This window comes from Bacteroidota bacterium (genome assembly GCA_017303905.1).
GTDB lineage: Bacteria > Bacteroidota > Bacteroidia > B-17B0 > Aurantibacillaceae > JAHEYG01.
This window is the reverse complement of record JAFLBH010000001.1, coordinates 1,043,461-1,058,297: the sequence shown is the minus strand read 5'-3', so window position 1 is coordinate 1,058,297 and position 14,837 is coordinate 1,043,461. Positions and strand designations below refer to the sequence as shown.

General features: G+C 37.2%; 14 protein-coding genes. 3 read left to right on the top strand and 11 right to left on the bottom strand.

Translation table 11 applies throughout. From position 1 onward, the window contains the following. Positions 1 to 26: 26 nt before the first annotated feature. The 5 genes from J0L69_04520 to cdd form a co-directional block, all read right to left on the bottom strand. Positions 27 to 785, bottom strand: a complete 759-nt coding sequence (locus tag J0L69_04520; GenBank protein ID MBN8692435.1) for an enoyl-CoA hydratase/isomerase family protein — start codon at positions 783 to 785, stop codon at positions 27 to 29. 37 nt (positions 786 to 822) lie between these two features. Then, the gene (locus J0L69_04515) at positions 823 to 2,409 is read right to left on the bottom strand and encodes a pyruvate dehydrogenase complex dihydrolipoamide acetyltransferase (protein MBN8692434.1); all 1,587 of its coding nucleotides are present in this window, start codon (positions 2,407 to 2,409) and stop codon (positions 823 to 825) included. A 30-nt stretch (positions 2,410 to 2,439) separates the two neighbouring features. Continuing rightward, positions 2,440 to 2,814: a four helix bundle protein gene (locus J0L69_04510; GenBank protein ID MBN8692433.1), complete on the bottom strand. Its 375-nt coding sequence runs from the start codon at positions 2,812 to 2,814 to the stop codon at positions 2,440 to 2,442. Between the two features lie 31 nt (positions 2,815 to 2,845). Further along, positions 2,846 to 3,859 carry a pyruvate dehydrogenase (acetyl-transferring) E1 component subunit alpha gene (gene pdhA, locus J0L69_04505; protein ID MBN8692432.1) on the bottom strand — a complete coding sequence of 338 codons (1,014 nt, stop codon included), beginning with the start codon at positions 3,857 to 3,859 and terminating at the stop codon, positions 2,846 to 2,848. Between the two features lie 61 nt (positions 3,860 to 3,920). Then, entirely contained in the window at positions 3,921 to 4,403 is a 483-nt protein-coding gene (gene cdd / locus J0L69_04500) for a cytidine deaminase (protein ID MBN8692431.1), read from the bottom strand. Between the two features lie 99 nt (positions 4,404 to 4,502). On the opposite strand from cdd, the gene J0L69_04495 reads away from it, so the two are divergent. Then, positions 4,503 to 6,596 (top strand): PD40 domain-containing protein, encoded by a 2,094-nt coding sequence (locus tag J0L69_04495; protein MBN8692430.1) that lies wholly within the window; start codon positions 4,503 to 4,505, stop codon positions 6,594 to 6,596. Between the two features lie 70 nt (positions 6,597 to 6,666). Next, positions 6,667 to 8,682: a PD40 domain-containing protein gene (locus J0L69_04490; GenBank protein MBN8692429.1), complete on the top strand. Its 2,016-nt coding sequence runs from the start codon at positions 6,667 to 6,669 to the stop codon at positions 8,680 to 8,682. Positions 8,683 to 8,690: 8 nt separating this feature from the next. Here the strand turns inward: J0L69_04490 and J0L69_04485 are convergent, their stop codons facing one another. The 6 genes from J0L69_04485 to J0L69_04460 form a co-directional block, all read right to left on the bottom strand. Beyond that, entirely contained in the window at positions 8,691 to 9,431 is a 741-nt protein-coding gene (locus tag J0L69_04485) for a shikimate dehydrogenase (protein MBN8692428.1), read from the bottom strand. Between the two features lie 56 nt (positions 9,432 to 9,487). After that, a complete protein-coding gene (locus tag J0L69_04480; GenBank protein ID MBN8692427.1) occupies positions 9,488 to 10,426 on the bottom strand; it encodes an Omp28-related outer membrane protein in 939 nt (312 codons plus the stop codon). Between the two features lie 18 nt (positions 10,427 to 10,444). Further along, complete coding sequence (locus J0L69_04475) at positions 10,445 to 12,166, bottom strand: hypothetical protein (GenBank protein ID MBN8692426.1); 1,722 nt, start codon at positions 12,164 to 12,166, stop codon at positions 10,445 to 10,447. 7 nt (positions 12,167 to 12,173) lie between these two features. Beyond that, positions 12,174 to 12,686, bottom strand: coding sequence for a TlpA family protein disulfide reductase (locus J0L69_04470; protein MBN8692425.1), 513 nt, complete (start codon positions 12,684 to 12,686; stop codon positions 12,174 to 12,176). A 172-nt stretch (positions 12,687 to 12,858) separates the two neighbouring features. After that, on the bottom strand, positions 12,859 to 13,557 hold the full coding sequence (locus J0L69_04465; GenBank protein ID MBN8692424.1) for a transferase hexapeptide repeat family protein: 699 nt from the start codon (positions 13,555 to 13,557) through the stop codon (positions 12,859 to 12,861). Between the two features lie 14 nt (positions 13,558 to 13,571). After that, positions 13,572 to 13,808 carry a hypothetical protein gene (locus tag J0L69_04460; protein ID MBN8692423.1) on the bottom strand — a complete coding sequence of 79 codons (237 nt, stop codon included), beginning with the start codon at positions 13,806 to 13,808 and terminating at the stop codon, positions 13,572 to 13,574. 90 nt (positions 13,809 to 13,898) lie between these two features. On the opposite strand from J0L69_04460, the gene J0L69_04455 reads away from it, so the two are divergent. Next, the gene (locus J0L69_04455) at positions 13,899 to 14,837 is read left to right on the top strand and encodes a GNAT family N-acetyltransferase (protein ID MBN8692422.1); all 939 of its coding nucleotides are present in this window, start codon (positions 13,899 to 13,901) and stop codon (positions 14,835 to 14,837) included.

Below are 14,837 nucleotides of genomic sequence, written 5' to 3'. Positions count from 1 at the left end.
ACTAAAAAGAAAATTACCTTATTAAATTAAGCCTTCTGCTTAAATTTATTGATAGCATTTACAGTAAATTCAGATAAAACTAATTTACCACTCATACCTGCGCGCTCAATTAATAACTGATCCCAATTCTCAGTGCCTTCCCACATTATTTTCTTTAGCATCGCCATCGCTTCAGGATTACTTGTCGCTAATTTGTTTGCAAGAATATCAATAGCTTTATCCATATCTGAAACATTGGCGAATAATTCAGCGTATAAACCTTTCTCTTTCGCCCATTGCGCACTTTGCCATTCTGTTGCATTGATAGTAAGCTGACAAAAAGCAGAGGTGCCAACCTTACGTTCTACCGCCGGACCCACTACAAACGGACCAATTCCAACTGCGAGTTCGCTTAATTTTACAGAAGCGCCATCCACAGCATATGTATAATCGGCTGCCGATGCAATACCTACGCCTCCACCAACTGCTTTACCTTGTACACGCGCCAAAACAAACTTCGGAGCCTTGCGCATGGCATTAATTACCGCTGCAAATCCGGAGAAAAATTTTAATCCGGTATCAATATCTTTAATTTGAATTAACTCATCGAAACTTGCGCCTGCACAAAATGCTTTATCCCCTTCACTTTTTAAAACGATTACCTTACACGCCTCATCCTTCCCCAATTTTTCAACTTCAGCAGCTAAATTTCGTAATTGCGCACCCGGCATTGAGTTGCTTTGCGGATGAAAAAAAGTAATAGTTCCAATTCCGTTTTTTATTTCAGATTTTACAAATGCTTCCATTTAATAGTTCGATGTGGTGATTATCAATTCGGATTAATTAAATTAATGTTGCGATAGGATTTTCCAGGTACATTTTTAATGTTTGTAAAAACGCTGCGCCTGTAGCTCCGTCCACACTGCGGTGATCGCAAGCTAAAGTTACTTTCATAACGTTCCCCGGCACTACGGCACCATTTTTCACAACAGGCACCTGACGAATTGCACCTACTGATAAAATACATGATTCAGGTGAATTAATAATGGAAGTAAATTCCTCGATGCCAAACATACCTAAATTGGAAACTGTGAATGTATTACCTTCCCAATCCTGTGGTTGTAATTTCTTTTCCTTCGCGCGTTTTCCCAAATCTTTTATTTCAGAAGCCACTTGCTGTAATGATTTCTCATCCGCAAAACGCACAACCGGAACTAAAAGTCCGTCTTCAACGGCAACGGCAACTCCAATATGAATGTGATTATTGATGCGAATCTTATCACCCATCCAATAGCTATTTACACGTGGATGTTTGCGCAATGCAGAGGCACATGCCTTAATCACTAAATCATTAAATGATATTTTCACATCACTCACCTGATTGATTGCATTACGTGAAGCGATGGCATTATCCATATCTGCTTCGATCGTTAAATAGAAATGTGGCGCGCCATTTTTGCTCTCCAATAAACGACGCGCAATGGTTTTACGCATTTGTGAAGCCGGCTCATCCGTAAAGCTTTCCACTCCTCCTGTAAAGAAGGATTTTTTAGAAGTGCCCGGTGTAAATGTCTCAATATCCTTTTTTGTAATGCGGCCGTTATCACCCGAACCACTTACCATAGAGATATCTATTCCTTTTTCCTTGGCTAATGCTTTCGCTAATGGCGACGCCTTTACGCGACCATTAGTAGTTTTATTTGAAACAGTCGTTGTTGCTGCAGAGGTTACTGTTGCCACGACTTTCTGAACTTGTGTTTCTGCTTTTGGTGCACTAACGGTTTCCGACTTACTACTTGTTGATGTTCCTACCGCCGCTAAAATCGCTTTCACATCTTCGCCGCCCTTTCCTAAAATAGCCAATACGCTGTCTATCGGAGCACTTTTACCTGCTTCAACACCAATATGAATAAGCACACCATCCTGGAATGATTCAAACTCCATGGTAGCTTTATCGGTTTCGATATCCGCTAACAGCTCTCCGCTCTTTACTTTATCACCTACTTTTTTATGCCACTTTGCAACTACGCCTTCGGTCATAGTATCGCTTAACTTTGGCATACGTACAACTTCAACGCCTTTTGGTAACTCAGCTTTTGCAGCAGAATTATTTTCGGCTGGAGGAGTTGTTTCAACCTTAACTTCAGTTTTTGGCGAATCGTTTCCGTTTAATAATGCGGAAATATCTTCACCTTGCTTTCCTAAAATAGCTAATATAGAATCTACTGGAGCTGCTTGTTTTTCTTGAACTCCAATATGCAATAAAACTCCATCCTGGAATGATTCAAATTCCATGGTGGCTTTATCGGTTTCAATGTCCGCTAATAGTTCTCCGCTCTTCACTTTATCTCCAATTTTTTTATGCCATTTAGCAACCACGCCTTCCGTCATGGTATCACTTAGTTTGGGCATTCTGACAATTTCAGCCATAATTTTTTTGTAATGTTGAGTGTTTAATTCTTAGTTCTTAATAGTTTTAGCCTGTGAAGTTTTGACGATTTTGGTCAAAATTTTCACTAACTCATCACAATCGCTATAATATTTCTCTAAATCTACCGGATAATAGTTTGTTTTTGAAAGTAATTTCAACCAATACAAAGTCTCTCGTGCTTCTTTACTTGCAATACTCATTTTAGTTATAAAATCTTTTTTAGTCTGTCCTGCGCTACCTTCCTGAACATTTGCGCCAATACTTGTTGCGCTTCGTAATAATTGCTTTAAAATAATAGAATCATTCGTTTTAGATAGTTGCTTATATAAATACACAATCTCAACAGCAAAATCAAAAGATTTTTTTTGAATTATACTCTCCTTATATGTTTCAACTAATTCCAATTATTAAACACTAAAAACTAAAGATTAAAAACTATTCCTGTATAAAAGGATAATTTGGTTCTAAATAAACATCATTATAAAGTTCTTCAGGCTCCGGATACGGACTCTCTTCAGCAAATTTTACCGATTCATCTACTAAAGCCTTTACTTTTTCTTCCATCGCCTCAATGCCTGCATCATCAATCCATTTATTTTTCTTCAAAGTATCAATCACTTTTTCAATCGGATCTTGTTTTTGATATTCTTTCACCTCATCCTTGGTTCGATATGTTTGTGCATCACTCATAGAGTGACCTTTATATCGATAGGTTTTCATTTCTAAAAAAGTTGGTCCGTCGCCTCTGCGTGCGCGAGCAACAGCCTCTTCAATGGCTTCATGAACAGCTTCTACCGACAAACCATCAACAGGTTTGCTTGGCATATCGTAAGCTAAACCAAGCTTCCATAAATCGTGAACATTACTGGTACGCACAACAGATGTTCCCATGGCGTACATGTTGTTCTCCACTATAAAAATCACGGGTAATTTCCATGTCATCGCCATATTAAACGCTTCGTGTAAGGCACCCTGACGAACTGCGCCATCACCCATTGAACAAACACAAACATTATCTGTACCCAAATACTTTTCCGCGAAAGCAATACCTGCTCCTAACGGTACCTGCCCTCCTACAATGCCATGTCCGCCAACAAAGTTATGTTCCTTACTGAAAATATGCATTGATCCACCCTTGCCTTTACTGCATCCGGTAATTTTCGCATACATTTCAGCCATTACATACTTTGGATGCATGCCCAATCCAATTGGATGAGCGTGGTCGCGATAAGCAGTAATATGCTTATCTTCCTTTTTTGTAGCACTCACTGTTCCGGCTACAATAGCTTCTTGTCCGATGTACAAGTGACAGAAACCTTTTATTTTTTGTTGAACATATACCTGTCCGGTTTTTTCTTCAAAGCGGCGCATGAGCAGCATCGATTCATACCATTTCAAGTATTGTTCTTTAGTGAACTTCAGTTTTTTTTCTACTGCGGTTTTTGACATAAGAAACGCGTTTTAAGAACTACAAAAATAAGAGAAATTGGCAAATAAATGAATAATATAATTATTTGTTTTTCAATTGTTTAGAATTAAATTGAAGGGGTAAAAGTTGATTGATGCCGTTGCACACATAAACCTTTCCTTTCTCGCCCGACATAATGATACGTATCGCCTTCCCAAACTTCTCTTCATATTCGGCAATTACTTGCCTACAGGCACCGCAGGGTGTAACTGGTTCGGTTATGATTAAACCGGAGACTTTACAAGTGACAGCAATTGACTTAATACCAACTGAAGGGAACTCTGATGATGCAGAAAACAATGCTACCCTTTCGGCACATAAACCTGAAGGATAAGCGGCGTTCTCCTGATTATTACCTTCTATAATTTTACCATTCTCGAGTAAGATGGCCGCTCCAACATGAAAATTTGAATATGGAGCATAGGCTCTTGTCACCGCCAGTTTTGCGTGCTCAAGTATTTTCTTTTCCTCAGAAATTAAATCGTTTTCGGAGGCATAAACCTCTACCTCAGTGTTCAACTTCATTAAATTAAAATCGCCTGCCATTCAGATATTAATATTGATTTGTTTAAAAGTAAGAAATATATCAATTAATGCTGCTTTTAAATACACTTAATTTATTACATGAAAAAATCTACCTTACTTATCGTTGCTTTCGCCTTTTTAGCACTTCTATCATTTGCACAGAAAAGTGGCGGATTATTTTATCAAAAAGCCGGTTTAAAAAATCTAACCAAAGAAGAAAATGAAGCTTTTGAAACGGCAAAAGAAATGTTGGATGAAAAACTCTATCCATTTGCTTATAACTGTTTCAAAGATTTATCCTCAAAATATCCAAACGAAACTTACTTGAAATACCTAATGGCCGTTTGCGGAACTTTTATTGGAGACAAACATGAAGAAGCCATCACTCTATTTGCAGAAGTGAAAGAAAAAAACAAAAAAGCCGCTTATCTAAACTATTACGAAGCTATACTTAATCATAAAACCTATCAATTTGATAAAGCCATCGAACTGGCGAATCTCCAACTTAAAGACACCAAACTTGAACCCGATCAAATTAAAATTTTAAATCAACTCATTCAATATTGTAACAACGCAAAAGAACTGGTAAAAAATCCAATTCAGGCTACGATTGAAAATGCCGGCTCACCTCCCAACACTGAAAATGCCGAATACTCTCCCGTTATCACAACCGATGAAGAAACCATGCTGTTTACCTATCGTGGAAAAGAAAGCACAGGCGGATTGCGTGATTTTCAAAACAATGAAAACAAATACGGTTGCTATTTCGAGGATATTTTCTTGTCAAAAAAAGTGGATGGAAAATGGCAGAAGGCGGTTAGTATTGGTGACAACAATACTAATGGCAACGATGCGGTTATTGCTATTTCAAACGACGGAGAAAAAATATTTTTATACCGATTTATGGAAAGTGACGGAGGGGACATCTACGTTAGTAACCGTGATGGCGATAGATTTTCGGAGGCGGTTCGTTTGGAAGGTGAGATTAATTCGGGCTATTGGGAAGGAAGTATGTCCCTATCCGGTGACCATAAAAAAATATTTTTCGCAAGTGAAAGACCCGGTGGTTTTGGAGGTAAAGATTTATACTCTGCCGTGATTATGCCCGATGGCAAATGGGGGAATATTAAAAACCTAGGTGATAAAGTAAACACGCCTTTCGATGACGATGCGCCGTTTATTCACCCCGATGGAAGAACTTTAGTTTTCAGCTCAAAAGGGCATAACTCAATGGGTGATTACGATATTTTTCTTTCTGATATTGATGAAATTGACAGTACCTGGAAAAAACCAACCAATATTGGATATCCAATCAATACACCTGATGATGATATTTATTACTTCCTGTCGGCCGACGGAAAACGTGGCTATTATGCCAGCGCCAAATCAGGAGGTTATGGAGATAAAGACATTTACATGGTTGCGCCTGCGGTGAGTGCAAAGAAATCCTATCTGACTGTGTTAAAAGGAAAAATTACAGAAAACCTTCAACCATACTCAGGCGAAGTGGTTGTAATTATAAAGAGCGGTAGTAAAAATTTCGGAACATTTAAATCCAATTCAGCCAATGGACACTATCTATTAAGCTTGCCATCGGGATATAATTATAAAATAACTTTCTATCATAAATCTTACGGCGAGAAAGTAGCCGATGTGATTACTGAAAAACTAAACGGCTATGCCGAAAAGATAGTTGACATTAATTTTGGAGAGAATGATACTTTAAATAAATTTCAGACCATAGTACTTGAATCGCCTGCTGAAAATATGCCGACGGCTGTTACCTCTACTCCAACTACTCCCCCAACAACGGAAACTCCGGTTACAACAGCCTCAACGAACACTGACATAAAAAGCATGTCTCGCGATCAACTGTTCAATAAATTCGCCGACTTAAAAATTGGCGGTCTTAGCTTTATTGTACAAGTAGGCGCTTATCGTCATCCGGAGAATTATAAAGGTGAGAAACTTAAAAATTTAGGTGGGCATAAAAGAGACGGAACCATTATGGGTGATGTACATTTGATTATTGCTACAAAAGAGTTTGCCACCTGGAGGGAGGCGGACGATTTTTGCAAAAAAGTGAAATCTGCCGGTACATATGATGCCTTTATTACTGCCAGTTTAAACGGTAAACGCATGTATTTAAAGGAACTTACCGAACAAGGGGTTTGGCTGAATACCGGTATGTGATTAAACAGATAGAAATCAGTATGATACTTTATAAATTTTATTATCTTAGCACACTTTGAAAAATCAATCTATGAAAAAACTTATCTATTTAGTTTTGTTTTTTGCCTTCCTTAAGAACTCTAATGCACAAGATGCGCAAACCAAATCTTGGTCTGCAGAGGATAAAAAAACTTTTGAAGCAGCAAATAAACTTTTCAATAAGCGCTTTTATTCTCAAGCCTATGAAAAATACAAATCTCTTTTTGTTTCGCATGAAAATGATATTTTTCTAAAATTTGTAACCGGTGTAAGTGCAGTTTATTTAAACGATAAGCACGATGAAGCTGAAACTTTATTAAATGAAGTGAAAGCGAAGGATAAAAAAAATAAAGATGTAGATTATTATCTCGCGCTTCTTTATCACAAAACATATCAATTCGACAAGGCTCTTGAGTTAGCGAATGCCTTACTGACTAATCCTAAAATCACTCCAGAAGATAAAGCAGAACTTGAGCGTTTGGTTTTCTTCAGTAAAAACGGAAAAGAATTATATCAAACTCCGGTAGATGCTAAAATTGAAAACTTAGGTTCTCCAATTAATACGGAAAATGCAGAATACGCTCCCGTGGTTAGTCCGGATGAAGAAACCATTATTTATACTTACCGCGGTAAGGAAAGCATGGGTGGTTTAGTAGATGAGAATAATAAGCCAAATCCGAAAGGAGATTACAATGAAGATATTTTTGTAGCAAAGAAAGTAGACAAAGTTTGGCAAACTCCTACAGGATTAAATGAGTTAAATACCATTGATAACGATGCTGCTATTGCTTTATCTCCGGATGGTGAATTGCTATTTATTTTCAAATACACCGGTGATAACGGTGATATTTATGTTAGTCATCGCGATAATGGAAAATACGGTCCGGCAGAAAAACTAGCGGGTGATATTAACTCTCCTTCATGGGAAGGAAGTGTATCCATGTCTACTGATCAAAAGAAAATCTATTTTGCAAGTGAGCGTCCGGGCGGATTTGGCGGAAAAGATTTATACGTAGCCACCAAAAATGAAGATGGATCTTGGGGTAATGTGAAAAATTTAGGAGATAAGATTAACACGAAATACGACGAAGACGCTCCGTTTATTTCTCCTGACAGCCGTACCTTAGTTTTCAGTTCTGAAGGTCATAATAGTATTGGTGATTTCGACTTATTTACTTCTGATTGGAATAAAAAAGATACGTCATGGTCGGCTCCAAAAAATTTAGGTTACCCAATCAATACTACCGATGATGATTTGTTTTATGTTTTATCCGCTGACGGGAAGCGTGGTTATTTTTCGAGTGCTCGTAAAGGTGGTAAAGGTGATCAGGATTTATATATGATAGAACCTGCTATAGCGGCTAAGAAAACATTCATTACTATTATTAAAGGTAAGGTTACTGAAAATTTAGTACCATACGAAACTGACATTACCGTAAGCGTGGAAGGTGATTCTAAAAATTACGGGACTTACCGTTCAAACCCTGAGAGTGGAAACTTCGTTGTAAACTTACCTTCCGGAAAAAATTACAAGTTGACATTCTACCATGAAGTTTTAGGTGATAAAATTTTCAATGTAAGTACAGAACAAGTGGAAGATGATTATGCAGAAAAATTAGTGAATGTGAATTTTGGTATGAGTGATACGGCCACTTTTAATCCGCAAAACATTGTGATAAAACCAGGAGCTGATACAAGTAAAGCTGTCGCATCATCTAATAATAACAGCAGCAGTATTACTTCCGAAAGTGATCTATTAAATAAATACGGCTCTGTGAAAATTCCGGGCTTAAAATATTATATACAGGTTGCAGCAACTGTTAGTCCTGAAAAATACAACCGCACTATTTTAAAGAAATTGTGTAAAATTAAAGATGGTGGTGTATTGAGAGATAATATCAAATTATTGATTACCGATAAAGAATTTGAAACATTAAACGATGCCAATGCCTTCTTAAAAGAAGTTCGCGCTGCAGGTCAGCCCGACGCGTTTATTACTGCTAAACTCAACGGTCAACGTTACTATCTAATTGATTTAATTAAAATGAAAGTGTGGGATTCAAAATAATCCCGCACTTATTTTTCATTCCATATTTCCCAACTTTTTTCGGCTTGAAGCTTAAGCATGCTTAAACCATTTATGGTTGTGGCGCCTTGCTCTCTGCATTTTTTTAAGAATAAAGTTTCTTGAGGATTATAAATTAAATCATAAGCCAGATGATTGGCGGTAACCTGTTCATATGGAATCGCCGGAGCTTCGTAAATGTTCGGAAACATTCCGACTGGGGTACAATTTACCAGCAATAAAAATTGTTTAAGTATAACCGGATTGAGTTCGGAATAAAAGAAAGTGTTCCGTGTTTTTTTACTGTTTGAAGAAGTCACAAAATAATACTCCACCCCAATACTTTTTAGTGCATAAGCTACCGCTTTAGAACTTCCGCCGGTTCCAAATATCAAGGCACGATTATGCTTTGGTTCCAAAAATGGTTTGATGCTGAAACGAAATCCGAATTCATCTGTGTTGTAACCTTTTGTTTTACCATTCGTGATTTTTATGCAATTCACAGCTCCGATCGCCTTAGCTTCTTCTGAAATTTCGTTGAGAAAAGGCATCACCCCCTCTTTATATGGTACGGTGACGTTTAATCCGGAAAGTTCCGGGTTATTTTGAATTAAAGATGGGAATTCTTTTATGTTTTCTAATTCGAAATTATTGTAGGAATAATTATTCAAGCCCAGCGTTCCAAATTTTTCTTCAAAATATTTTTTAGAAAATGAATGTGATAATTTCTTACCTATTAGTCCGAATTGCATGTACGAATATAAAAAAAGCCCGTTTAATAACGGGCTTTTAATTTTAGATAGTACTTTTACATGATATGCACCTTCTCCACCTGAATAATTTCCTTATTACTTGCTTTATAAATAAACACAACCACACTCGTATGCTTTAAATTATACTTTGGATTGGACGGCTTTACCGGCCAAGGATTTAATTTAAAACATTTATAAGTTTTAGTTACGGTGTCATTAATTGCAATAGGCGCCTTCTTTATTTCATCTCCCCATGAACCATTAACAGCGCCTCTTAGTGTATGCTCGAAATTATAATCAGGTCTTTCATCACCGTTAATTACAGTAGCACCTACCGGTGGTGAATAATCCTTTTGTGCACCAATAATACTATCTTCAGTAATCACCACGCTTAAAAAAACATCATCCGTAAATGCCTTTAAGAAAGTTGTTTTAACCTCTACATTTAATAACAATTGTGTTGTGTCAAGTGTTGTTGTCACCAACATTTTAGCGTCTTGCGGATTATTTAATAAAGCATCAACCGTTACCGACCAGGTCGTGCGAGGCTGAGGGTATGGAGTTTGTGAACGGTTTACGCATCCCTTTGGTAATCCGGCTGCAGACATGCCTAAAAAATTATCCCAATCAGTTCCTGCCGGTGTACGGAAATCTTCCGGATAATTAGGAGGAACCGGAGGTGCAAATTGTGTTCCTGCATGCACCGCAATAACTACAACGCTATCACCGTGACGGTTAACAATAGTGGTAGCATTTTCTGCCGCGCGCGGACAGTTACCACAGGTGTGGCCGGTATAATCTTCTACCAATACCTTTCTGAAATTCATTTTGGTAAGATTAGACTTTACGAAGTGCGGATTAACCGTACAATCAGTCACAGCATCAGGGTTTTGATTCGGATTCTCTACCTTATCACAGGCAAAAAATAAAATCACCGGAAGTATTAATAATGCAATATTTTTCATGCTTTTGATTTCTATACCTAAGTTAATCATTTAATCAATTTCTATTTGTTAAAAGCTGCTGGTTATAGATAATGTTATACCATTAGATGCAGGAACTACGCGGCAAACACCACCAACACAAAAAATACCGGCGCTTTGTTTACCATAACTTAATGAAATACGGTGTGCATCTTTGTTATATCCAATCGTTCCTAAATAATAATGAACTTGTAATTTAGGATCAGGGTTACCAAAATTCCATTGATCAAAAACAGCAATGAATAAATGTCCATTTGGCCACCATTCGATCATACCCGTTGCCCAATCGCCTTTCGCAATTAAGTTAGAGTTCGTTGCCACTTCCTTTCCATCCACTTTCTCTGCAAACAATCCTTGAAACTCAAAGCGGATAGAAGAAGATGATTTGTATTTGTAAGTGACATCAATCACCCCAATTTGCGCACGTAGATTTTTGTAACCGGCATTAGGAGCATTAAACTGAATAATATTACGGTTATAAAACTGATTCGCGTAAACAAAAGTTGCCTTAATTTTTTTATTGAACTTTTTATTGATTTCAACAAAGAAATCGTGATAGTATCTCTTATTATCATCACCCAATTCGGCAAAATCCCATTTCGTTTGATAATAGGTTCTACTAGTTAAAGAATCGGAAACACCGTATTGATTTAAACCGGAAGCTTGAGAATAGTTTAATGTAATTTCCATTCCGTACTTACCGCCAATGATTGAACCTTTCTTTACCTTATACTGTAATTCGGCCATGAATCCAATTTCGCCATTTAATTGTGTAGCGTATGGGTTCAATGCTAATAAGGTATATGAATGTTGTTTTGTAGTTGCAGGTAAATAATTAATTAATAAGTTTTGTAAGCTTTCATTTCTATCGCTGCGGTAACTCATGTTATCCAGACGTTTTCCCTGAAGTAAAATGGAGAATCCTTTTCCTGCGTAAGAGATGGTAGAAAATAAAGCATCGCCAAATTTATACGACCCATTATTATCTGCTGTTGGATCATTTATTTTATAAGCGTACTCTGTATTAAAATTAAATCCGTCGCGGATAATGTTAATACGCCCGCCGTAACAACCAACATTCTCCGGAATTACTAAGTTATTGTCTTGATCAGCTTGATACTTACTTACGAAACTTCCACCTAAAATTACACGTGTTTTTTTGTTACCAAGAATAGAATCAAACAATTCATTCACGTTTAACTCTCCATCGAAGCCACGCACAATTCCCGGTCCCTTTCCAAAGAATAAACGTTGCTTGCCAATAATTCCCTTAAACGTAAAACCTTTATAAGGACTTGAAATAATTCGTGCTCCATCAATAGAATTGTCATAAAGTAATCCCGGTTCGTAGTAAGCGCGCAACATTAATCCGTTTCCGAATTGCTCGTAAAAATTACCAATGGTAATATCCAATAAATCCGTTTGATAACGTGCAAAGCGATTGACAATACCTTCACCTTTGTAGGAAGGAAGGAAACCCTGACGAACATTGTTGTAAGCTTCATAACGAACACCCGCCGAAAATTTACCACGGGTATAATTAATGTTTCCAAAAACGTTCGATAATAATTTCTCCGGAACTTTAGGAGCACCAATTAAAGAATCGGTTTCGTAATATTGAGCATCTATCTGAAAATTTCCGTGTATTGAATTTAATTCATCTACTACCGGATTTTGTGCTCTAACGGTTTGCACACCTGCAACCAGAATTCCAAAAAGAAATAACTTTACCGAAGTCTTTAAAAACGTCATAAATTTTTTAGTGCTTTAGTTTTTCGCCCTTTGCTAATGCTTGAATGTTTTCGTACAATTTATCTTCGTCACCCTCTGCATAAGAATTGTGACTCCAAACTATTTTACCGCTACCGTCAATTAAAAAAGTATGAGGTACGTTATTTACATTCATAGCGCGTTTGAAATCTTGATTTTCATCGATATAAACCTCATATTCCCAACCTTTGGTCTTAACATCGGTTACTACTTTACTTGAGCTACGTGCATCATCAATAGAAATTGCGATTAACTTAACACCGGTTTCCTTTTGCCAATCGGCATAATTTTCAGCAATAGCGTCCAATTCTTTCTTACATGGCTTACACCAGGTTGCCCAGAAACTAATCACGATAGGTTTACCGTCATTGCTAAAAGTAGAAGAGTTCACTTTGGAACCATCCAGTTTTTTTAACGTTGCAGCAGGAATTTTATCACCATCAGATTTTACAGCGGCGGTTAATGTTACGAAGGCAATAGCCAATAAAAATAATTTTTTCATAGTGTTTAGATTTTACAAATATTGAAAGTATTTAAATCAAATAAAATGCCAATAAAGAGCGTATTTAAATCAAAATTGTAATCTTAACATAATTTTAGGAATACAATTTTATCCCGATAACTATCGGGATTAGAATTATAAAGCTAATTGATTTAAAATAACCTGCAAAGAACTATTTCTTTTTCTTTTTTGACTTAGAAATAGGTGCTTTTTTAGCCTGCTTTTTAGGTTCTTTTTTAGATTTTACATTCTCCTTTTTAGGAGTTGCGGAAGGCTTTTTGGTATCAGCCCAGGTTTTATAAATATCCTGTTGCACAGGACGGTAGGCCGGCTCACGCTGCAATGGCTCACATTCCCTTAAAGTGGTATGACATTCATAAGGTAACTGCTGATACAGCTTTGTACCTTCTGTCTTCCAGGCAATCATGGCATCACTTACATCTTTGATCACTTTTCCGGGATTTCCAACCACTACCTTACGTTTTGGTATTACCGTATCGGCAGGAACAAAACAAAGGGCGCCAATGATACACTCATCACCAACGACCACATTATCCATCACTACACTATTCATCCCCACTAATACATTTTTACCAATGGTACCGCCATGAATAATAGCTCCGTGGCCGATATGAGCCCCCTCTTTTAACAAGACAGTAGTGCCAGGAAACATATGAATCGTGCAATTTTCCTGAACGTTACATCCATCTTCAATGATGATTTGTCCCCAATCGCCACGAATAGCAGCACCGGGACCAACATATACATCGCGACCAATAATAACATTACCGGTTACGGTTGCATTTGGATGAATAAAAGCGGATTTATGTATAACAGGTTTATACCCGTTAAATTCGAACACATTTGCCATTTTTAGCCGGCAAATTATTTAACGTTCATGACTTCACACTTGTGATCGCCTTTAGGCGCCACATTGTTAACGTACATATCTGTACAACGGTCGCGTGCTCCTTGCTCGTTGTATTCTTTCACGTTATACTGTGTTTGGTTAATATAACCACCATTTTGCACAGTACTTACTTCGTTACAAGTACAACTGTAATTCTTTTTACAAGAAATCATCATAAAAAGAGCCGGAACCAATATCAATAACTTCTTCATTTCTTAAAAGTTTATGTAAAGATAATAAAATTATGGATTATTAGCATTTTAGTTTGCTACTTTAATGGTTATCTTTATGGCCTATTGACTATGCAGCCAATAATTGACAAAGTTCCAAGAGAGGCCCTTGTGGCCGAATTGAACAAAGACCGCTATGTGCGTAAGACCAATAACGGCAATAACGAAATTTATATTATCACTAATAACGATTCGCCTAACGTTATGCGTGAAATCGGCCGTTTACGTGAGGTGACCTTTAGACATGCCGGTGGCGGAACCGGTAAAGAAATTGATATAGATGAATATGATTTAAGCTCACATCCTTATAAGCAATTATTGGTTTGGAACCCGGAAGATCAGGAAATAGTTGGAGCCTACCGCTATATTGCCTGTAAAGATGCCGAATTTAGAGATGGAAAAGTACATTTAGCAACGACCGAACTATTTGATTTCAGTCCGAAATTTTATGCTGAATTTCTACCCTATACTATTGAATTAGGTCGCTCGTTTATTCAACCCATGTATCAACCTTCGGAGCAATTCAGAAAGGGCTTATTTAGTTTGGATAATTTATGGGACGGATTGGGAGCCATTGTAATCGACAACCCATACATTCAATACTATTATGGTAAAGTAACCATGTACACCGATTTTAATGTAACGGCACGTGATTATATACTCGCTTTTTTAAAACATTATTTTCCGGATCCGGATAACTTAGTTAAACCCATTCATTCGGTTCAACATAAAACGGATGTTACCGATTTTTTGAATGAAATAAAAAATTTACCGTATAAAGAAGGACACAGTGTTTTAAACAAAAAAGTACGTGCCTTGGGTGAAAACATTCCGCCGTTGATGAATGCTTACATGAATTTATCGAGCACCATGCGTGTTTTTGGTACTGCCATTAACCCAACGTTTGGTGGCGTTGAAGAAACCGGTATCCTGGTGAGGATTTCCGATATTTATGAAAGCAAAAAAGAACGCCATCTTAATTCCTACTTACAGGAAAAAGGATTGCTTTAA